The organism is Paraburkholderia sp. SUR17, assembly GCF_029536165.1.
Taxonomy (GTDB): domain Bacteria; phylum Pseudomonadota; class Gammaproteobacteria; order Burkholderiales; family Burkholderiaceae; genus Paraburkholderia; species Paraburkholderia kururiensis.
In genome coordinates this window covers 766,085-787,810 of record NZ_CP120508.1, presented here as the reverse complement: position 1 = coordinate 787,810, position 21,726 = coordinate 766,085, and the positions used below count along the sequence as shown (strand labels likewise).

Here is a 21,726-nt window from a genome sequence, read left to right as displayed (position 1 = left end):
TTCGAATTCGTGCGCTGCGCCCAGAGCGCGTATGCGAGCCGCTGGCGCAGCGCACGAGAGCCGCCCGTGCGCTCGCTTCGTCCGGTCTCAGTGTGCGGTGATGAAGCCACGGCATGCCGTGCGATGGCAGATGGCGGACGGCAGACGACAAATGGCCCGGAGCCACGCAATCACACGAGCAACCCCGGGCCGGGTACCGCGGTGCAACGCGGTGCAAACGCCGCCTAGCGCTGGCCGTACACCGAAATCGTCACGCGCCGGTCCGCCTGCAGACAGGCAATCACGGCAGGCGACGCTCCAGGCGGGCAATGCGAGACCGGCTGCGACGAGCCGACGCCCTCCGCCCGAACGCGTTGCGCGTCGAGCCCGTGCGCCACGAAATAGCGCTTCACGGTTTCGGCTCTCGCCTGCGAGAGCGCACGATTGCGCTCCTCGGAACCGATGCGGTCGGTGTGACCCACCACGTCGATGTGCGTTACGCCGTCCTCGGCGTGGATCTTCGCCAGCGCCGCGTCCAGTTCGGCGCGCCCGCCCGGCAGCATCGAATCGAGACTCGACTTGCCGAACGGAAACAGCGCCTCGCCCTGGATCGTGAACTGATCGAGCGGTGCGGGCTTCGTTGCGTCGGCCGCGGGCGGGGTCGGCGCCGCCGCCTCGCGCACGAAGTCGGCGCACTGCGGGTCGCGCCAGTACGTGCCGCTCACGCGCATGTTCTTGTCGAATTGCACCTGGTACTGGCAGGACACCACCTGATCGCCGCGGCGAAAGTCGAACAGGTAGTTCCACACGTGGTTGCCCACGAACCACTCGTGAAACTGCGGCGGCCCGATCAGTTCGTAGAGCTGGTCCTTGTTGAGCCCCGTACTCACGTTGCGCAGGTTCGCCACGTTCACTAACGTGCCGCCCGCAGGCGACGCGGACGCGGCATCCGGAAACTGTGGCGGCGTGTGAGGCACCGCGCAGCCCTCTATGGCGACGGCGGCCGCAAGGCACACCGAAAGCAGCACAGCCTGTTGAGATTTCATGGTTCGCTTGTTGGTCCGCTTGTTGATCCGCTTGTTGATCCGCTTGTTGGTTCGTCTGTCATTCCGTTCCAGGTTTCGCATCGGCTCGCCTCCCCGCCTACCACTGGTAGCCCGCGCCCACTACGGCGCCATAGGTGCCGCGCGTATTGGTGGAGACGGCCGCCTTGTAGATCCAGTGGTTGTTCTCCGAGATGGTCGAGACGCCGAGCGCCTGGCCCGACTGGCCGCGGTACACGCTGCCCGCAATCGAGACCATGCTCTTGCCGGGGCCGGACGGCTGCGGCAGGCCCGCCACGGCCATCGCGGTCGCCGTGCCGCCGTCGGCGTCGCGGCGATACGAGTCGAGGCTGTTGCGCAGACCGGCCACCTGGCTGTCCGTGTAGCTGTTCGCCTGCGAGAGCGCGTTGCTCACGCTCGCGTTCAACTGGCCGACGTTCACGGCGTCCGTCGAGGCCGTGCCCGCGGCGACGTTGATGACCTGGCGCGTCGAGTTCGTCGAGCCGACGGCCACCACGTTCGAGCGGCCGCCGTCGTCGCTGCCCGCACCGATAGCCGCCGACCCGCTGCCCGACGACGTCGCGCCCGTGCCCACCACCGTCGAACCGTTGCCCGTGGCCTGCGACCCGTTGCCCACCGCCGTGCTGTTCGAGCCCGACGCCACCGCGCCGGAGCCGCCCGCGGACGAGTTCGAGCCCGTCGACGCAGGCCCCGTGGTGTTGCCGGTGCCCGGCGTGGACGTGTAGCTGCCGCCGCTGTTCGAGGTGCTCTGGTTGATGAGCGTCGTGAGTTGCGAGGCCACGGCATCGAGTTGCGAGACGTTGACGGCGTCGGTGCCCAGACGCCCAGGCGCCAGGCCTGTGATCTGCCGGTTGCCCACGTTGATTTCACCCGCCGACGACTGCGGGCTGCTCAAGCCATACGCCACGTAATTGCTGAGCGCGCCGACCGTGGTGAGCGAACCGGCGCCCAGCGCGATGCTGCTCGCCATGGTGGCGCTCGCGCCCGAACCGAACGCGATGGCGTCCACGGCGCTGCTGCGCGCACCCGAGCCGATCGCGATGCTGCCCACATTCGCCGCACTCGCATTGGCGCCCTGCGCGATGGACTGCGCGCCACCCGCGAGGCTGCCGCTGCCGAGCGCGATGGCATCGGCCTGCGCCGCGCTCGACGCCTGGCCAATCGCCACGCCGCCAGGCGCCGTGGCATCCACGATGGCGCCGTTGCCCATGCCCACGCCGTTGTCGCCGTTCACCACGGTGGTCGGGCCTACGGCGATGGATTCCGCGCCCACGGCGAGCGAGTCGGCTGCCGTCGAGTTCGCGTGGAAGTACATCTGCCCCGTCACGGCAAACGACGAGAGCGCGCCCGCGAGCTGGCGCACCGTGACGGCGTCCTGCGACTGCGTGCCGTCCGCGACGTTGGTGAGCTGGCGATACGTGTTCGTCGACGCATTGCCGAACGACACGGCGCCGAGCAGCGTGCGGTCCGAGGTGTTGTAGGGAATGGAATGCGTGCCGTTGGCAATGGAGCCGATGCCCGAGACCACCGCGCGATCCGATACGGAGCCCGAACCGATCGCCACGCCGTCGCCGATCGTGACGCTCGACTGCGTGCCGAGCGCGAGCGAGTTCGCGCCCTGCGCCGACGCCCCGTTGCCCGCGGCGAGGCTCGACGTGCCGGCCGAGACCGCGGCCGGGCCGATGGCGACGCTGTCGGTGCCGGTGGCCTGGCTGTCCGCGAGCGTCGAGGTCGCGTGGAAGTACTTGATGCCCGCGCCGTTGTTGATGTTGTCGATGGCGGTGGTGTTGGCCGTGACCTGCTGGTTCGTGGCGTAGAGCTGCGAGCCGTTCACGGCGTCTGTGCTGGTTTGACTCAACTGGCCGGCCGACACGTTCTGGATCTGCCGCGTGGAGCCTGCCGTGCCCACGCTCACCACGCCCGCGGGCGCACCGCCGGCGAACGAATAGCTCACGCCGCCGATGGTCGTGTTGGGCGTGGGCGTAGCCGCCGTGGTGGTGGAGCCCGCCCCCAGCGCCACGCTGTTCGCCACGCTGGCAATGGCGTTCGAGCCGACGGCCACGGCGTTGGCCGCTGTGGATTGCGTGTTGCCGCCCACGGCAATCGCATCTGTGCCCGTGGCGGAGGAATCGGCCAGCGTCGAATTGGCGTGGAAGTACTTGATGCCGCCGCCGTTGTTGATGTTGTCGATGGCGGTGGTGTTGGCCGTGACCTGCTGGTTTGTCGCGTAGAGCTGCGAGCCGTTCACGGCGTCTGTGCTGGACTGACTCAACTGGCCTGCGGCCACGTTCTGGATCTGCCGCTCGGCGCCCAGGGAACCCACGCTCACCACGCCCGCGGGCGATGCACCGGCGAACGTGTAGCTCACGCCGCCGATGGTCGCGCCCGAGGTAGGCGTGGCCGTAGTGGTGGAGGAACTGGCGCCCAGCGCGACGCTGTTGGCCACGCTCGTCGTGGCGCCCGAACCGAGCGCGAGTCCGCGCGTTGCAGCGGCCTGCACCACGGCTGTATCGCCCAATGCGACCGAACCGGCCGTGTTGGCCTGCGATGCGTTGCCGAGCGCGACCGAACCTTGCCCCGTCGCCACGTTGCTGTTGCCGAGCGCAATGGCGCCCTGGCCGTTGGCCGTGTTGTTCGCGCCCATCGCGATGGCGCCGTTGCCAATGGCCGAATTCGGATCGCCGATGGCGACCGCGCCGTTGCCGCTCGCCGTCTGCCCTTCGCCGAGTGCGACGGCGCCCGTGCCGCTCGTCACCTGCGAGCTGTGGCCGCCTGCAATCGCGCCGGTGCCGGCCGCCGCGGCTACCGTGTTGTTGGCGCCGAACGCGACCGTCATCGTGGCGAGCGCCTGGGAGCCGATGCCCATGGCCGTGGCGCCCGCCGCGGAAGCCACCGCGGTATAGCCCACGGCGGTGGCGTTGTTGGCGCTGGCCGTGGTGGAGCCGCCCAGCGCCGTGGCCTGCGTGGCGGTGGCGAGCGCGTTGATGCCGAGGCCCGTCGCGTTCAATGCCGTGGCATGCGAGCCTGCGCCCAGCGCCGTCGCCGACGTTGCCGTGGCGCTGGCGTTAAGACCGAGCGCCGAGGTGTTGTCCACCGTCGCATTGGCGCCCGCGCCCAGCGCGACGGCGGACGTGCCGGTCGCCTTGGCGAGATTGCCGAAGGCGCTGCTCGAGAGCCCGGACGTCACCGCGCCGACGCCCACGGCCACGGAACTGTCGCCGCTTGCCGTCGCGCCGTCGCCGTAGGCCTGCGCGGAAGCGCCGCCCGCAATCGTGTTGTGGCCCATCGAGATCGCGAAGTTGCCGGTGGCCTGCGTGCCGGAGCCGGGTACGCCTGCCGTACCGCCCACGCCAATGGCAATGGCCCCCGTGCCCGACGCGCCGCTGTTCACGCCGACCGCCACGCCCGACGCGCCGCTCACCATCGTGCCCGAACCTACGGCCACGCCGGCCGCGCCGGCTGCGGTCGTAATGGACTGGTTGCCGATGGCGACCGACGTGCCGCCGGCCGCGGTGGCTAACGGGCCGAGGGCCGCGGCGTGATCGCCCGACGCTGTTGCCCCGGCGCCGCCCGCAAAGGTTGAGCCGCCGGAAGCGACGGCCGCGCCGGCCGCGACTGCGCCCGCGCCGGAAGCGTTGGCGAACGAGCCTAGCGCAGCGCTGCTGGTATTCGACGCCTTGGCGCCGGGCCCCAGCGCCGCGGAGCTAACGCCCGTAGCGGAAGCGGACGTACCGTAAGCCGCGGAACCTTGAGCCGCCGCGTTGGACAGGTAGCCTACTGCGGTACTGTTCAGTCCGCCGGCAACACTGTTGCTGCCGATCGCCACGGCGCTGGCCTGCGACGAAACGGCGCTCAAACCTATCGCCACGGTCCCAGTAGAGCTTGCCGTGGAGTTGATGCCGACGGCCGTCGAATTGTTTCCGGATGCCGTCGCGCCAGGTCCCAGCGCGCTGCCCGAAATGCCGGTCGCCACTGCCAGATTGCCCAACGCCGTGGCGTTCTGCTGCGTGGCCGAAGACCCCACACCGATAGCGATGGCACTGGTGGACCCGCTCGCGGTGCCGCCGTCGAGCGCGAATTGCGCGTGCGCACTCTGCGCAGTGAGCCCGCTGCCCAGCAGCACCAATGCCGCGGCGGCAAACGGCGGCACGACTCGCCCGTGGTGACGCGCCGCGTCGGCGCTGCCGCTTGCGCTTTCGTTGCAGACATTCACGGCGCCGCCCGACTTGCCCTTGCCATGGGCCCGATCGAGTTCGGACGCGGCTACGAAGGCGCCGAGCGCCGCGTTCCACACAGTGCGGTAAGTTCGATTCATAGATTTTCTGCCTGTAAGCGGCGCGTTCCCTTCATGTTCCGTTCACACACGCATCACGCCGGGCTGAATGCGAGCGAGTTTCTCGCCGGCACAGATCGGCACCGGTCGGCACCGATCGGCACGAGCGGGCCAGCCGGAAAATGCGTATGTGCGATGAACGTCTGTCGAGCCGAATGAATAACTTTCTTTATCGATGAACGAGGTCTTGCTTCGAATAATTTCCAGCCAACCAATAACACCAGGCAGGGACGAACGGAATTACCGGCAATCAAATGAATTGCCGTTTGTTTAAGCACGCCTTGTTGAAATTGGATTGCCGGAATCAGGCAAGAACCCGGTGAAACATAGAGTAAGGGATAGGCCGACGGAAAAGAGAGCGGACAATGTTGAACAATTGTCACCAGAATGTGACGAAGTTGAACTAGCACGACCACAGGCGCTTCTGGCCGGCTTATTCCGGACATTGAGCAGACTTGCCAATGACGCATTTGGCATAGTTTTGCGCGACGGAATTAATGCCACCCGATTGCTTTTTCAGCAATTCGTTTGCCAACTAGAAATATAAATTTCGTTAAATGCTCGGCCGAATAGTTGTATCGCGACACGATCCCGCCCTGTCGCAAAGCTTCTTTAATCCACTCGGGATTCTTCAGGGAATATCGGCGCGGGCATTTGCCGCAGCGGACGGATGCCTTTTATTCAGGCAAGCCGGATTTTTTGGGCAGCACAAGCGTGAACACGGAGCCGTGCCTCACGTCGCTCTCGACGTGAATCTGCCCGCCCAACGTGTCGATGACGTGCTTGACGAAGGCGAGCCCGAGCCCGTGTCCAGGCGCGGGGTGATCGGAAGGAAGCCGGAAGAATTCCGTGAAGAGGTTCGGTATCTGGTCGGCGGGAATGCCTCGGCCGGTGTCCGCGATGGTCACGGCCCAGCGCCCTTCGCGCTCGCCGGCCGCCACCCTGACTGTCGCGCCCGGCGGGCCGAATTTGATGGCGTTGTCGATCAGGTTGGCGAACGCGCGGCGCAGCAGCGGCGCATCGGCCACTACCAGCATGCCGGGCTCGGCGGTGAGGCGCACGGCCGTGTGTTTCGCGCTCGCCTGAGGCCAGAGGTCGTCCACGGCGTCGCCCAGCAGCAAGGCCAGATCGACGGTGCTCGCCGCCGGCGGCCGGCCTTCGGCGCGGGCGAGAAAGAGGAACTGGTCGGCGAGCGTCAGCGCCGACTGCGCATAGTGCGCCACAAGCTCCATGAACCGCGCCTCGGGCAGATCGGCCGGCGCGCGGCGGCGGTGCTCGATCAACGCGAGCACCGCTGTCTGCGGCGAACGGATGTCGTGCGAGAGGAAGCGCAGGGCCGAATCGCGCTGGCGCTCGGCAGTGCGCATGGACGTGACGTCGGCCACGTGGAAGATCAGCGCCGCGTTGCTCGCGTGCGGCGCGGGCACGACGGCGCACTTGATGAGCAGCGACCGCCGTTTTCCGTCGACGATCTCCACGCTGTTCATCGGTGCGGGTGGGGCGTTCTGCGTTTTTGCGTCCGCTTTTGCGTTCGTTCTTGCGTCCGCTTTTGCCTGCCCTTCCCCCGCTACGCCCACGCTGCTGCTCTCGGCCAGCCGCCGCAGCGCCTCGCGGACGTACTCCACCGCGTGCTCGGACGCCGTCATGTCGCGCAGTACGTCGGTCGCCAGGCGGCCCGCGGGACGTGGCGGCGAATGGGCCAGATCGGCATCGGACGAGTACAGCCCCAGGGCCTTGCGATTCGCGAGCATGACCACACCCGAAGACGCCACCACCAGCGTGGCCTCGGGCAGGCTGTTCATCCACTCCGAGATGAAGCGCGCGGAGCGCCGTAGCCGCGCGATCACGGCGCTCATCGCGAGTACGCGCCGATGCAGCGGGTCGATTGCGCGCGTGCGGGTGATGGGCTCGCCAGGCAGGCCCGGCTCGGCCATCGCACTCGCAGCGGCCTCGCCCAGATAGCGCAACAACGCCTCCTGGCGGCGCCATGCGCTGGCCGGCCAGGCGACCAGACACGCGGTCACCGCTGCGCTGGGGAAAAAGAACACGTGCGTGGTCTTGAGCAGCACGAGCGATGCGAGACAGGCGGCAAGCGCGAGCGCTAACGCCGCGAGCAGACCGGCGCGCGGCCCCAGCGCGAACTGCGCGGCGCACAGCAACGGCAACACGCACAGACTGAAAAGGAGCTGGCCGGCCCAGGGCGCATCGCGCACGAGCGAGCCGCTCGCGAGCGCGTGCGTCGCCTCCGCGAGAAATTCGACGCCCGAGAGCGGACGCCGCGTGCGGCCCGGCGTGACGAGATGGGTATCGGCGGTACTCGTGGTGGGGCCGATGAGCACAACCGCGCCCTTCAGCACAGCAGGCGCAACGCGGCCAGCCAGCAGATCGACGAAGGAAAACGATGCGTAAGAAGGCTCCGGCCCGAGCGGAACGTAGCGACGGCAGGCGCCCGACCAGCGTTGCGCCTCGCGGCCCAGCCGCTTGCCGCATGGCGTGAGCGGCACGCCGCTCGCGCGCAGCAGCGACACGCTCATGTGCTCGTACACCTCAGGCGGCGCGCCCTCCTGCAGATAGAAGCTGCGGGCCACGCCGTCGGCGTCCGGCGCGGCGTTGGCTTGTGCGATGGCGAACGCCGCGCCGGCCATGGGCGCAGCGGGTTTGATCACGGGCCTGATGGCGGGCGTGGCGACAGGCGTTGCAACGGACGCGGCAGTGGACCCGCCGAACCCGGCCGCGTCGCTCCCGTCGGCAACCACCAGAGGCAACACCACGCGGCCATTGCGCGTCATGGCTTGCGCGAGCGGTTCGTCGCCGGACGGCTGGAGCCTGCCGCGATTCGGCATCGCCACGTCGAGTCCCACGGCGGCAACGCCCGCCGCCGTCAGACGGTCGATGAGCGCTGCGTAGTCCTTGCGTTTCACCGGCCATCCGCCTAACGCTTTCACGCTCGCGTCGTCGATGGCCGCAAGCACGATTCGGGTGGGCGACGGCTCCTGGAGCAGCGGTTGCGCGAAGTCGAAGAACAGCAGATCGGCGCGGCGCAATACGCCCGAGGCAGTCAACGTCAACGAGAGCAGCACGAGGAAGACGACGAGCGCCAGCCATTCGCGCGCCATGCCGGCCGGCAGGGGAGCGTCATCGGCGTACATCAGCGTGCGCTCTCGAAACGGTGGGCCGGCTGGCCGCTGCGCGGCGCGCCAGGCGCCGCGCCTTCACTTTCACTCATACGCGAATCCGGCAGGCACGAGCGGAGCCGGCGACACCGGCTGCGCAACCGGACGATGCGAGCCGGGCGCCGCGTGAATCCGGCCTGACGGCACCACGTCGAGACGATAGCCGTGCGTGTACACCGAACTCAGCCGCAGGCCATTCCCGGGTGCGAGCGCGAGCTTCTGCCGCACGCGGTAGATGTGCGTGTCCAACGTGCGCGAAGCGGGATCGAGTTCGCGCCCCCAGGTGCTGATGCTGACCACCTTGCGCGACAGCAGCTTGCCGAGGTTGTTAAAGAAGAGCGCCGTGAGGTCGAACTCCTTGGGCGTCAGCTCGATGCGCTCGCCGCGCAGCGAAACCGTGCGCTCGAGTGGATTGAGCGTGTAGTCGCCCGCGCAAACAAGGCCGCCGGGGTCGCTATCGTGCCTCGTGCGCCTGAGAAGCGCGTTCACGCGCGAGGCCAGCTCGGCCACGCGAAACGGCTTCACGAGATAGTCGTCGGCGCCGGCTTCCATGGCGAACACCACGTCGTCGTCGAGCACCTTGCTCGTCAGAAAGAGCACCGCGGGCGATGCGCCGAGCGTGCGGCGAATCCAGTAAAGCAGCTCGAAACCGCTCATTCTGGGCAGCAGCCAATCCAGAATCACGAGGTCGAAGGGCGCCGATCTCAGCAGGCGAACGGCTTCCTCGCCATCGCCCGCCTCGACGATCTCGTGCCCCAGAGGCGCCACCACCCGCGCTGCAGCCTTGGCATGCACGGGATCATCTTCGACTATCAACACACGCATAGACTGTCATCCGTTCGTCAGCACGGGGCGGCAAGGCCCAATACAACACAAGGAGGGACGCGGCACCTGCGGGGAAATCGCAGGCGCAGGAAGTCCCGTCCTCGCACGCGAGGAAGTTTCAAGGGCAGGAATCGGAACGTGCCGGCTGGAAGCGGATGGCCCAGCCGGCACGTGTTGCGCTCAGATGCCGCTTACGGCGGGCCTTTGCGACCTGGGCCTGGGTGCCCGGCGCAGTCTTGTCGCGCGGCGTCCACGCATTGAGCGCGTAAAACCGGCGATTGAAGTGCTCGTTTTACTTCTTTCGGGCCGCTTTGCCGGCCCCTTCCGCTCATGGCGCTCATGATTGCTGTGCCTCACCACGCTGATGTCGATTGCGCTATCGGTGCGTCCGCGCGGCAGAACCCTCGCCGCGGCAATCACCGGTTTCTCTTTTGGAAACTTCACGAGCACCACGCTTTGTCCAATGCGGCGATGTGCGTCGCTCAAGCTGTAACAGTTGGTAAGTCAAGTGCTCGGGCGAACTTTCGCATAAGGGAATTTATTTGTCCACACAAATCCCCAGAATAAGAAAGCGTATTGCTTATTTAACAATTAGGGCGGGGATTGCGGCCTGAGCGAAACAGGCAGCATTGGCCGGATGACAGGGAGATGACCGCGTGACGGGGGTTGCGAGGAAGGGTTCATCGCTTGGCAGCGGCGGGGCGGTGCGCCTCGCTATCGCGAGAGTCCGTTCAGCTATTGGAATTTCTTGACTGATTTTTCGGCACGATGAAGCCGCTCGTCACGCCAATTCGATGTATGAAACGGACTGGCTTCCACCGATATTTTTTTGCAACAGAATTACGGATTTCCGAAAACGCCAATTCGTCTGCTCCACCCGTATGGCGATTGAGGGACGCATCGAAAATCCAGTGCGCCGGACAACTGAAAAGCGTCGCGGCGATCTGCGCGCGTAGGGCATTCAAACATGTGCATTCAAACACGTGCATTCAAACGCTTGCCGCCGCAAAGAGGCGGCGGCTCACCCCTCGATCCGCCTTCGCAGATCCGCCGCAACGCGCTCCACCACCGGTCCCCACGCCCGATACGTCTGCTGCCGGTAAATCGTGACAGACGGATACCACGGGCTGTCGCTGCGCTCCAGCATCCAGACCCAATGCGGGCACACGTCCAGCAGCAGCCACGTAGGCGCACCGAGGGCGCCCGAGAGGTGCGCCACGGACGTGCAGACGGTAATGACGAGATCGAGGCTCGATATGAGCGCGGCCGTGTCGTCGAACGAGCGCAGGTCGGCGGTGTAGTCCGTCACGGGCAGGCCTTCGGCGGCCATCGTGGCCAGCTCGTCCCGGCCGTCCACCTGGAGACTCACGAATTCGACGCCCGACAGCCCCCGAAAGGCGTGCGCATAGTCGGCGGGCGGCACGGCGCGCAACGGATTGCGCTTGTGCCCGCGGCTGCCGCTCCACACGAGCCCCACCTTCAGGCCGCCGGTGCGCGCCAGCCGCTCACGCCAACCTGCAACGCCAGCCGCATCGGCTTGCAGATACGCACGCGGCGCGGGCAGATTGTCCAGCGTGATGCCGAGCACGAGCGGCGCGCTCGCGAGCGGCAGGTGCCGATCGAAATACGGAAGTTGCGGGGCGTCGTGCGGCACGATCTGCAAACCCAGGTGCGCGAGACTGCGCGACAGCAGCGGCAGAAGTTGTGCCACGCAGCAGTAGATGAGCGTGCCGCCCGCCGCGCGCACGCGTTCAGCAATGAGCGGCACGAAGCGCACGAACTGAAACACGTCGCCGAAACCCTGCTCGCCCCACACCAGCAGTGTCTTGCCCGCAAGGTCCTCGCCATTCCAGTGCTGTTCAGGCGGAAGCGGCTGCAGCGCCTGCATTTCGCTCGAACCTCGCCATCTCGCCTCGTGATTGATGAGACCGTTCTCGTAGTCGCCGCGCAGCAGTTGCAGCATGGCGATGGACCACTGGATCTTCGCGTCCGCCACGCCGATTTTCGCGAGATGGACGAGCGGCTCCAGCGCCGCGTCCCATTGCTGAAACTCCTTCAGCGCGTTGCTGTGCGCGAGCAGCGCGGGTGCATAGTCGGGCGCGAGCGTGCGGGCGCGTGCCGCCGCAATCGATGCTCGATGCGGCTCCCGCAGCGCGAGCCACGCGTTCGATGCGTTGGTCCAGGCACGGAAATCGGCGGCATCCACGCGAATCGCTTCGTTGCAGAATCTGAGCGCCACATCGTGTTCGCCGAGCGATTCATGAAGTGCGCCGATGTTGTTGAGCAGCGTCGGGTAGTCGGAGTCCAGCGCCTGCGCCCGCTGATAGGCCGCGAGCGCGGGCTGGAGCGCGTTGTTCATCTGATGCGAGAACCCTTGCTGGAACCAGGCCCGCGCGAGTTCCGGGCACGCGTCGCACCATCGCGCGGCAACCTGGGCAGCGAGACCGTATTGGCCCGTGGCGTGCAACAGCGCGACCCATTCGTCGAACGCTGCGGAGGCGTCCTCTGCCGTGCGATGTGCCGCGTCCTCATGCCGGGCCACGTGCCAAGCCTTATACCAGGCCTCATACGAGGCATGAGCCTGCTGCGAGTCGCCGCCCAGCCACGCGAGACGGGCCCGCTCCAGCAGCGTCGGCGCGAAGTCCGGCGCTTGCACATGCGCGCGTTCGACGAGCGGTGCGGCTTCGCCATGTCGACCGAGCAGGCGGAGCAGCCAGGCGCGTGCGGTAAGCGCGTGCGGATCGCCGGGCGCATTGGCCAGCCACGCGTCGATTTCGTAGGAGGCCTCGATCAATTCGCCCTGCTCAAGACGCTGCGCGATGCGGAAAAACGGAGTGTCGGGTACGGTCATGACCTGCGATGTCTGAAGCTTGAGGGGAGCACGCCCTAAAGCGGCTGAAACGGTTGCAGTAGTACGCGCGTCGCCGCATCAAGGCGAGAGCGGCTTCACGGAGACGACGTCGGCCTGCCTGCCGTCGTCCGCTTCGCGCAGCTCGATCTGCCAGCGGCCGCCGTCGAACGGGAACCGGGCGAGCGCGCTTTTCACGAGATATCCGAACGCCGGCGACGCATGCGCATCGCGGTCGCGGCGCGTGCCCGTCACCTTGTAGATTTCCTCGCCGGAACGCGCGTCGATGAAGCGCAGCGTCAGACGGTGCAGGTAGCGTCCAGCAAACGGCGAAGCTTCCCGGGGCGCGTCATTTGCGTCGCAGTTGTCGGCGTTGCCCGCGCACTCGGGCCCGCGCACCGCGATGCCCACCGGCCGCGTTTCATACGCCACGGAGATCAGGTAACGCGACCCTCGCGTTGCGTCGGCCGCGCCGCCCGTATCATTTGCATCATTTGCTTCGTTTGCTTCGTTCGCATCGCTGAAACCGTGCTGCGCGAGTGCGTCGCGCAACTGGCTTTCCCATGTCGATTGACCGACATCGGCTTGCTGCGCCGGCGTGCGCATGAACCGATAGCGCAGGTCGCCCTGCGGCGCCTCATGCATACCGGTGGCCTGCACTTCGGTTCGCACGCCCGCACATCCGGCAAGGCTCGCGGCCGCCAGCACGACGCAGGTGAGCAAGAAGGTCTTCATGGGCAATGGCATTCCACGTCCTGTTCGATGGGTATCGGCTAACCCGATCGGCTAACCCGCATGAGCATCCGGCTTTTCGCCGTGTGCGTGCTCGTTCCCGGCGTCGTCCGGCAGGACATCGTCGGCTTCTTCGAGAAAGAGCGGAAGCGAAATGGTAAACGCGGTGCCCTTGCCCGGCTCGCTTTGCACCGTGACATCGCCCCCGTGGCGCATCACCACGGTCTTTACGAACGCCATGCCGAGACCGGTGCCGTTCACCTCGGGCCGGTCATCGGCATGAAAGCGCCGGAAACGTTCGAACAGATACGCCTGCTCCGCAAGCGGAATGCCGTAACCCTGGTCGCGGATCGTGCAGACCACGCGACGGTCGGCACTCGTCGCCGGTTCGAGCGCCACGGTGCAGGTGATATGCGTGTTCCCGGGACTGTACTTCACCGCGTTGTTGAGGATATTCACGAGCGCGCGCGTGATGAGCGAACGGTCTGCGCAGACCCAGGCCTCGCCGTCGTCCTCGAATGCGTGGTCGATCTGGATGTGCTTCGCATGCGCCTGCGGCCACACTTCGTCGCTCGCATCGATCACGAGTTCGCCGAGGCTCGCGGCACGCAGGTCATAAGGTTGCGATTCGGCGCGCGCGAGCTGCACGAAGTCGTCGGCAAGTTCGAGCGCGCGGCGCGCGTAGCGCTCGATGCGCTGCATCAAGCCCTGCACGTGCGGCGACTCGTTGCGCGCGCGTTCGATCTCCACGAGCGCAAGAATGGATGCCTGCGGCGAGCGCATGTCGTGCGAGAGCAGACGCAAGGCGTCTTCGCGCTGACGTTCGGCCTCGTGCAGGGCCGTTACGTCGACGAGGCCCGCAATCCAGCCGGTCTGCTCACCTTCGGCGTTGGTGCACTTCGCGTAGCGCAGCAGGTGGTCGCGCTCTTCGCGGTCGCGCACCTCCACGCCCTCTTCCATCAGCGTCGCGTACTCGGCTCGCGTGGGGTCGAGCGGCGCAGGCCAATGGGCGCGCGCGAAGGTATCGGCTTCCGGGCTCGCGTCGATGGTCTTCACGAACGCGAGATCCGCCAGCGCGTCGCGCATGAGCCGGCCTTCCGGCGGCCCCTCGCCCAGCCGCGCGAAGTGCGCGCGCGCCGCCTGATTCGCGATCAGCACCGCGCCCAGGCGGTCGGCCACGAGGATCGGTTCAGGCACGCTGTCGAGGCTGTCCCACACGAAGCGCTTCATGTCCTGCACGCGCTGGGCCGCCTGCGCCATCAACGCCATGTACCGCTCCAGCACGTCGCCGCTGAACTCGCGCCGCCGCCGGGGCGCTTCAGGCAGCAGGTTCGGTTCGTCGGCAAGCTGCTGCAGTTCCTTGCGCAGGTACGCCATGGTCATTTCGAGACGCCGCCAGCTCCAGGCCGGATACAGCGAGACGAGCGCGAGGATGGCCGGCACGGGCGTCATCCAGCGATGCGCGCCGAAAAGCAACGCCCCGCCGAATACGAGCGCGCACACGGCGAGCACGGCCGTCAGGATCAGCGAACGTACGGGCGAAAACACGAGAAAGCCGGCCAGCAACAGCGCCAGCGGCACAAGCGAGGCCGCGATGGTGATGGGGCGCGACACGGGTTCTATCGCGTCGCCGCGCAGCAGCGTATCAAGCACGTTGGCGTGGATATAGGCGCCCGGCAGCGGACCCAGCGCGCCCGACAGCGGTATGGCAAAACGATCGTAGAGGCCCGACGCCGTGGCGCCCACGATCACGATGCGCCCGCGAAACCACTCGGGCGGCACGGTGCCCGCCAGCACCTGCGCGAACGACACCTTGCGGTAGTGCTGCGCGGCGCGGCTGAACGGCACGAGAAAGCGCGCTTCGCTGCCGGTGCCGCCCACGCGCGTGATGTCGGGCGCACGCTGCGCGGCCTCGCTGCCGTCGGCCAACGGCAGGCGCCCGCTGCGAATGGCGCGCCAGACCGGCACCATCAACTGCGGCCAGCGCGAATGCGCATCGCCTTCGAACAGCGCGACGCTGCGCACGATGCCGTCGCTGTCCACCTCGAGGTTGATATGCCCGAGCCCTGCGGCTGCGGCCGCCAGCGGGGCAACAGGACGCAGCGCCTCGCGCATGCCGGTTTCGTCGGCAGGCGAGAGCAGAACGGGAAGGAACGTGGGCGCTTCGGCGAAGGCGCGTGCAAGCGCCTGGTCGTCCGGCGAAGGCTCGGTGAACAGGACGTCGTAGATCACCGCGGCGGGATGCGCCTTCGCGAGTGTCTCGGCAAGACGTGTATGGACGCTGCGCGGCCACGGCCAGCGGCCGAGCTGCGCGATGCTCGCGTTGTCGATCTCGACCATCACGATGTCCGCCGACGGCGTTCGCGCGTTCAGCCGGAGATAGCTGTCGTAGACGACGTGATCGAGGCTCGCCGTGACGGGCAGCAGCGCCGCGAGGACAAGCACCGCCACGCCGAAAATGCCCGTGGCCAGCCACTCGAACAGGAAGCGGCGTCCGGCCGAGCGGCCGTATCGTGCGCGCAGGTCCAAGGTCGTGGGCATGGGTTCACCACAGAGGCGTGAAGGACTGCACGCCGCTCGTTACACACGACATGATCGGATGCCCTGTGCACCGGGCCCGAGGCGCAGGTGCTTCGGCTCGAAGGCCCCTCTGGATACGGGCGTGGCCCGATGTGCGGCTCAAGAGGACGTCCCAGCCCCGGCCCAATAAAAGACCTGATGCACGGCCCAATGCACGGCCCGATGCAGAGCCCAGAATCGCGGCCTCATTCTGCGGACTCGCTACGCTTGCCCGCTCCCCTATCCCAACCGCCATTCCCATGACACTCCACCACCGAATCGGTCTTCAATGCGGTCGAATGGCCTGCCCCGGCGAGGCCGGATACCGCGTGCACAGGAGGCGTGCGATCGGCACCGCCGTGCCATCCGACGTTACGCAAGCATACCGTACCCCAATATGCGCCGGTAACCGGGAGAGCGAGACGCTCTGCGACAGGCGCCAGGCGTCACGTCTGCATGAAGGTGGGGCGCTGAAGGGATAGCGCCGGGGACGGCTGGTTCATGGCGTTGGGGATCAGGAGCAAGCAGTGGCGGGCGGGCACCACGCCAACATCAGGGCAAGTCCGACGACGCCCCCAACGCCCGCGATGTGGCCAGCTTGCGCAGCCGTCGCGTGGCCTCGGCATGGCAATGCGCGGGAGCGCAGGCGAGCAAATGGTCGTTGAGGGCGAGAATGTGGCACAGCGCAACGCGACCGGCCTCCGCGAGCCGCCATTCGCGGCCTTCGCGCACGCACCGTGAACAAAGCATGAGCGCGGCTTCCGCGCTGCGAAACGCCTCCGTCTCCGGCAACTCACCCATGCCTTGCTGAAGGAACCAGGTGAGATAGAGCGTCTTGAAGAGGCGGTTCACCACCGGCGCTGTGGCGTGTCCGGCGATGACGGCAGCAAGCGCCGTATGGGATTCGAGCGAGAGCGCCCGCACAGTGGCTGCCGGCAGCGGCAGCAACATCTCCCGGGTAAGCCGAGGCGGGCTTCGCCGGACATCCTTGCGGCGCGATCGGGAAGAAGACGATGTTGCGTCCATAACCGGGCCATGGAGACGGGACGCGCATATTAGGCCAGGTCAAAACGCGCGGGGTAGCTATCCATTCGGAGAGGTTCGAAGTCGCGCCGGAGGGTCTTTAATTTTTGGGTGGGTCGGAGAGGGTTATTCGTTCTGGGCGAACCAGAATGAGCAATCACTTCCGCATACCGGTGGTTCGTATCTATCGCGTCATTACAGATATATTCGGTTTGCATCAAATATCCGCGATATTTGCCACCATGCATAACGCATTAAAAAAATGTTCGGCGAATCAATTTCAGTTCGCCGAACTCTATGACAACAGAATTTCAATGCCAGCAGTCGCATCACGCGTCACGAAATGAGCCACGGAACGGTTTTGCAATGGTAAATTAGCCCGTCGTAACAAAGTAGGCGGGTCTCGGGGAACAGGAAGCCATGCAGGAGACGATGCTTCGCCCCCGTTATGCCGACGCAAACAAACAATGGGGCCAGGAATACCCGCCTTCTAACCGCTCGCCTGTTCGCGCCGAAGGGATCGTTCATTCCGACGCCAGAGACAAGATTCATCGGTTCCCATGAACTTATCGAAACTATCGCAGTGGACGAACCGTGCATTCGCACCTGCATTGAACAACATGCAGTATGCGAAGCGCCGCATGCGTCCGCTTGCCGTTGTCGCGGTGATCGGCTTCCCGCTCTACTACTACGTCTGGCGCGATCTGTTCCCGCAGCCCTACGAGAACCTGTGGTTGCGTGTGGTCGGCTCAGTGCTTTTCGTGCCGATCATCTTCCACGACCGCTGGCCCGCGACCCTGCAAAAGTACCTGCCGTGGTACTGGTATGCGTCGGCCCTATACGCGCTGCCTTTCTTCTTCGGGTTCATGCTGCTGAAGAACGGCGGCACGGAAGTGTGGGTCGAAAGCGCACTGATTGCCGTCTTCGTCATGGTGCTGTTGCTGGACTGGCTGATGCTGGTCCTGCATTTCGTGGTCGGAATCAGTCTTGCCGTAGTCGCCTATTGCCTGACCACCCAGCCGGTGGAACTCGGGTATCTCGCGCATCTGGCCATCTTTTCTTTCGCCATCGGCATCGGTGCGCTGGCCAACTACGATCTGGAACGTGTGCGCATCGAGCAGGAGCGCGCCATGCTCGCGACCGCGAGCAGCGTCGCGCATGAACTGCGCACGCCACTCCTCGCCATTCGTGCCGGAGCAGCAGGCCTCACACGCTTCCTGCCCGCGCTGCTCGACAGTTACGCCATCGCGCAGCGTGGCCAGCTCCCCGTGCCGAAAATCCGCATCGCCCACCTTCTCTCGATGCAAGGCGTGCTGGCACGCGTGGAGCAGGAAGCCCTGCATTCGAACGGCATCATCGACATGCTGCTCGCCAACGCGCGATTTACCGGCGGCTATACGCAACCTTTCTCGCGCTGCTCGATAGAAGAGTGCGTACGCGTCGCGCTCGCGCGCTACCCGTTCCGTGACGACGAACAGCAACGCGTGCACTGCGATCTCACGGCGGGCTTCGAGTTCGAAGGCTCGGAAATGCTGATGGTCCACGTGCTCTTCAACCTGCTCAAGAACGCCTTCCGCCACATGAGCGGCGTAAGCCACGCCGACATCACCATTCGCCTGCTGCCCTCCAGCCGCGACAACCGGCTCATCTTCCGCGATACCGGGCGCGGCATCGACGCCGATGCATTGCCGCACGTGTTCACCCGCTTCTACACCTCGTCGGGAGCAGGCGAACAGGCTACGTCGCCGGACACCGCGCCAGCCGACGTTTCGCCCAGCACCGGCATCGGCCTCGCTTTCTGCCGGGATGTCATGCGCTCCTTCGGCGGGGCGATCGAATGCTCTTCCGTGAAGGGCCAGTACACCGAATTCGTGCTGATATTCCCGCTGCCATGACCGCCGATACGATCAAGCCATTCTTCTTCCCCACCACCGTGGGGTTCGTCGACGACAGCGCGGCGTTTCTCTCGAATCTCAGCCTTCAGCTCGGTTCGCAGCTCGCCTTCCGGCTGTTCAATTCGCCGGTTCAGGCGCTGCGATCGCTCAACGACAAGCCCAGCCCAAGCGAGGCAGGCGGGCGCTTCGTCGAACCGTTTTTTGAGCCCTACAGGGACAGAACCGACGAAGACGACACGCATCATGTCATCGCCATGAGCCTCGAAGCCATTCGACAGCAAGTGCATAACGGCCGACGGTTCGCCCGTACGTCCGTCGTCGTCGTGGACTACGACATGCCCGAGATGAACGGCCTCGAATTTTGCCGGCGCATCGCGAATCCGGCCGTCAGGAAAATCATTCTGACGGGCAAGGCTAACGAGCACCTTGCGGTGAAGAGCTTCAACGAAGGGTTGATCGACCGCTTCATCCGCAAGCAGGACAGCGAAGCCATTGCGACGCTGAACCAGGCGGTCGAGGACATGCAGAACGCGTACTTCGAAAAGGCATGCGGCACGGTGCTCGACACGCTGGCCGTCACGGAATACGCGTTTCTGAAAGACACGCTGTTCGCAGCGAAGGTGGATGAAATCTTCCACCGGCTGAACATCGTCGAGCACTACCTTTCCTATCAGCCCAACGGCCTGCTGATGCTCGACAGCGCAGGCGCGGCGTATCTGCTGATCGTGCATACCGACGAGACGCTGCGAGGCGTGCGCGAGATCGCCATCGAGCAGCAGGCGCCAGCGGATTTCATCGCGGAACTCGATGGCCGGCGGTCGCTTCCCTACTTCTGGGAAACGGAAGGCTACTATCCGGCGCGATGCAGCAACTGGCAGCGCTACATGCATCCGGCCTCGGCATTCGAGGGCGAGCGCTCCTACGTCTATGCGGTGGTGAAGCAGCCACCCGGCTTCAACCTCAGTTCGATCGTTCCGTACGACAACTACCTGGAATCGCTCGATGAGGAAATCCGGGCGGCATGGGGCTCGAGCCTCTAACTACCACGCCGCGCCACTTGCAGGGAAATACCCCGGCTCATGCCGCGACAGCCATTTCGGCGCGCTCATCGTGCTCGTCGTGCTCACCGCGCTGGCGACGTACCGCAAGCCCTGTGTCGCCGCGACGCCGCGTTGACGGCCACAGGTGCAGTTGCACCTGCTCGCGAATCGCTCCGCACACGCTCACGATCTTCTCGAGCTGCTCCTGAGTCAGCGTGGCGTTGACGGACAACCTCACCAGCGAGCGGTTTTTTGCCGTAGCGGGCGCGCAGAAGACCGACCCAAAAACGCCGTGCGCCTCCAGCGCGTCGCGCAATACCATCGTGCGCGGCTCCGGACCGGCTTCGAGCGCAATGATCTGGCTCTCGCTGCCGTTCAGGTTATAGCCGAGCGCAGTCAGCGCTTCGCGCAGATATCGGGCGTTCGACATGAGCTTCCTGCGTCGCCAGTCTTCGCGCGAGATCACGTCGAGTGTGGCCAGAAGCCCCCTGATTTCATGGGGCAGCAGCGTCGAGCTGAAAATCGCCGGATTCGACTCGCACTTGAAATACTCCTGAAACTCGCGCGAGCACGTGACGAAACCGGCCCGACCCGCAAACGCCTTGGCGAGGCTCGCCGTACGGAAGTGCACGCGATCGGTGAGCCCCAGCTCCACCACCATCCCGGCACCGCCCGGTCCATGCGTGCCGAGAGAATGCGACTCGTCCACGACGAGCACGCATCCATGGGCGGTGCAAATGTTGGCGATATCGCGCAACGGACTAACACTGCCGTTCGTGCTGTACACCGAGTCCACCACCACGATGCCCGGCCCGTAGCGCAGGATCTGCCGCTCCAGATGGCCCGCATCGTTATGCATGAAGCTGACGGGATTCGCTCCGGCACTGCGGATGCCTTCCCACAGCGACATGTGCGCCATCATGTCGGCATACACAGTCGTTTCCGGCGATGCAATGGATTGGAGCAATCCCGTATTGGCAGCGTAACCCGACTGGCAAAGCACCCCGGACTCCGCCCCCATGAACGCCGCAAGCCGGTTTTCGAACTCCAGCAGCGGAGACTCGCCGTGCACGAAAACCGCCGACATCAAGAGGCCGTTGCCCTCCTCCCGGATGCTTTCGTACATGGCCGAAAGAATCTCCGGATGTCGCGCAACAGAAAGATAGTCGTTACTCGAAAGATGCAGCGCGTCCGGGCCCGGCACCTTTCCGCGCATGATGTGTCCGCCCGCCCAGGTTTGCTGGACCCGTTCCCTGTAGTACCGTTCGACACGCGTGGCGACGAACGCCGGCAAGATCGCGCCGAAAGCCGGATGAAGCGCTCGCCGGGTGATCACGTTTTCCATTCTTGAGCTCCTTTATATGTTGGCCACGGCCCTCATACGGGCCGCGCATAACATAGTGAGCCTGCCGGAATGGCAAAAACGTTTTCCTGGCCATCTATAGAAACTTTTATTTGAGCGTACCGGCTATCAATACGCCGAGCCCTTTCAATTTATGCCAATTGAATTACCAAAATGCCAATTCCCATGCCAATCGCATTAAATGCAGCGGCGCGCGCGGCATTCGCGAAACAGTAATGTGCGAGTTTCGTCCGAAATAAAACAGCCGCAGCAATCCCGCATCAATCCGAAACCGTCGACGACACCGCCATCGCGAGTCCGCAGAACCAGTCTGTGCCGCCATCGTGCCGCTCGCGTCGCCAGCCGGTGGTGCGGTCGAGAATCGTGCTGCAGCCGGCATGAACGATGAGGCCAGGGTCGGTCGCGGTGCATTGAAGCGGTTCGACGGGTTCCACGGCCCTGCTCGCCGAAAGGCGCGTCGCGGACGCGGGCAGGGGCACGAACCCAGGCGCAGCGCGCGTAGTCGCACTCGCGGACTCCGTTTGAGGCACCGGCGGCATCTGAGGCACCTGAGCCGCCCTCAGGCTTTCCGCCTTGCGCTGCAGTTCCTCGATGCGCCCGTGGTACCAGGTGACGAGACAGTCGCGGTCCGTGCAGTTGTGCTCGCGCCAAAGCCACTTGCTGTCGCTGTCCGCGAGAAAGGCGCGGCGGTCCGCGGTGTGACGGCGTATCGCCCAATAGAGCTTGCCGAGTTCGTCGTCGAGTTGGGAGAGGTCGGCGTTGCTGCAGATCATGCGCTCGGTAACCGAGCGGCCCTTGCTGCAGTCGAAGCTTGTTGCGTGGGCGCTCACGTGGAACAGCAGCAGCGCGCCAAGGCAGGCATACCGGAAAATCTTCATCGCAAGTCGGAGGC

At 65.6% G+C, this 21,726-nt stretch carries 13 protein-coding genes; 2 read left to right on the top strand and 11 right to left on the bottom strand.

Going from position 1 to position 21,726, the window contains the following annotated elements; genetic code table 11:
- Positions 1 to 224: 224 nt before the first annotated feature.
- The 9 genes from P2869_RS03540 to P2869_RS03500 form a co-directional block, all read right to left on the bottom strand.
- The gene (locus P2869_RS03540; RefSeq protein ID WP_277597486.1) at positions 225 to 1,025 is read right to left on the bottom strand and encodes an OmpA family protein; all 801 of its coding nucleotides are present in this window, start codon (positions 1,023 to 1,025) and stop codon (positions 225 to 227) included.
- A gap of 97 nt (positions 1,026 to 1,122) precedes the next feature.
- Positions 1,123 to 5,358, bottom strand: a complete 4,236-nt coding sequence (locus tag P2869_RS03535) for a YadA-like family protein (RefSeq protein ID WP_277597485.1) — start codon at positions 5,356 to 5,358, stop codon at positions 1,123 to 1,125.
- Between the two features lie 53 nt (positions 5,359 to 5,411).
- Positions 5,412 to 5,786: a hypothetical protein gene (locus P2869_RS03530; protein ID WP_277597484.1), complete on the bottom strand. Its 375-nt coding sequence runs from the start codon at positions 5,784 to 5,786 to the stop codon at positions 5,412 to 5,414.
- Between the two features lie 267 nt (positions 5,787 to 6,053).
- Positions 6,054 to 8,525 (bottom strand): CHASE2 and HATPase_c domain-containing protein, encoded by a 2,472-nt coding sequence (locus P2869_RS03525; protein WP_277597483.1) that lies wholly within the window; start codon positions 8,523 to 8,525, stop codon positions 6,054 to 6,056.
- A gap of 69 nt (positions 8,526 to 8,594) precedes the next feature.
- The gene (locus P2869_RS03520) at positions 8,595 to 9,374 is read right to left on the bottom strand and encodes a response regulator transcription factor (RefSeq protein ID WP_017773083.1); all 780 of its coding nucleotides are present in this window, start codon (positions 9,372 to 9,374) and stop codon (positions 8,595 to 8,597) included.
- 1,021 nt (positions 9,375 to 10,395) lie between these two features.
- The gene (locus P2869_RS03515) at positions 10,396 to 12,225 is read right to left on the bottom strand and encodes a tetratricopeptide repeat-containing glycosyltransferase family protein (protein WP_277597482.1); all 1,830 of its coding nucleotides are present in this window, start codon (positions 12,223 to 12,225) and stop codon (positions 10,396 to 10,398) included.
- A gap of 78 nt (positions 12,226 to 12,303) precedes the next feature.
- On the bottom strand, positions 12,304 to 12,957 hold the full coding sequence (locus tag P2869_RS03510; protein WP_277597481.1) for a DUF4136 domain-containing protein: 654 nt from the start codon (positions 12,955 to 12,957) through the stop codon (positions 12,304 to 12,306).
- Positions 12,958 to 13,008: 51 nt separating this feature from the next.
- Positions 13,009 to 15,495: a CHASE2 domain-containing protein gene (locus P2869_RS03505; protein WP_277597480.1), complete on the bottom strand. Its 2,487-nt coding sequence runs from the start codon at positions 15,493 to 15,495 to the stop codon at positions 13,009 to 13,011.
- Positions 15,496 to 16,065: 570 nt separating this feature from the next.
- Positions 16,066 to 16,464: a Fis family transcriptional regulator gene (locus tag P2869_RS03500; RefSeq protein WP_277597479.1), complete on the bottom strand. Its 399-nt coding sequence runs from the start codon at positions 16,462 to 16,464 to the stop codon at positions 16,066 to 16,068.
- A gap of 632 nt (positions 16,465 to 17,096) precedes the next feature.
- On the opposite strand from P2869_RS03500, the gene P2869_RS03495 reads away from it, so the two are divergent.
- Together P2869_RS03495 and P2869_RS03490 are read left to right on the top strand one after the other, a co-directional pair.
- Positions 17,097 to 18,431, top strand: a complete 1,335-nt coding sequence (locus P2869_RS03495) for a HAMP domain-containing sensor histidine kinase (protein ID WP_277597478.1) — start codon at positions 17,097 to 17,099, stop codon at positions 18,429 to 18,431.
- Positions 18,428 to 19,471: a response regulator gene (locus P2869_RS03490; RefSeq protein ID WP_017773077.1), complete on the top strand. Its 1,044-nt coding sequence runs from the start codon at positions 18,428 to 18,430 to the stop codon at positions 19,469 to 19,471. The genes P2869_RS03495 and P2869_RS03490 overlap by 4 nt, the downstream gene beginning before the upstream one ends.
- Before the next feature lie 37 nt (positions 19,472 to 19,508).
- Here the strand turns inward: P2869_RS03490 and cqsA are convergent, their stop codons facing one another.
- Positions 19,509 to 20,816: an alpha-hydroxyketone-type quorum-sensing autoinducer synthase gene (gene cqsA / locus P2869_RS03485; RefSeq protein WP_017773076.1), complete on the bottom strand. Its 1,308-nt coding sequence runs from the start codon at positions 20,814 to 20,816 to the stop codon at positions 19,509 to 19,511.
- Between the two features lie 278 nt (positions 20,817 to 21,094).
- Complete coding sequence (locus P2869_RS03480) at positions 21,095 to 21,712, bottom strand: hypothetical protein (RefSeq protein ID WP_277597477.1); 618 nt, start codon at positions 21,710 to 21,712, stop codon at positions 21,095 to 21,097.
- Positions 21,713 to 21,726 lie beyond the last annotated feature (14 nt).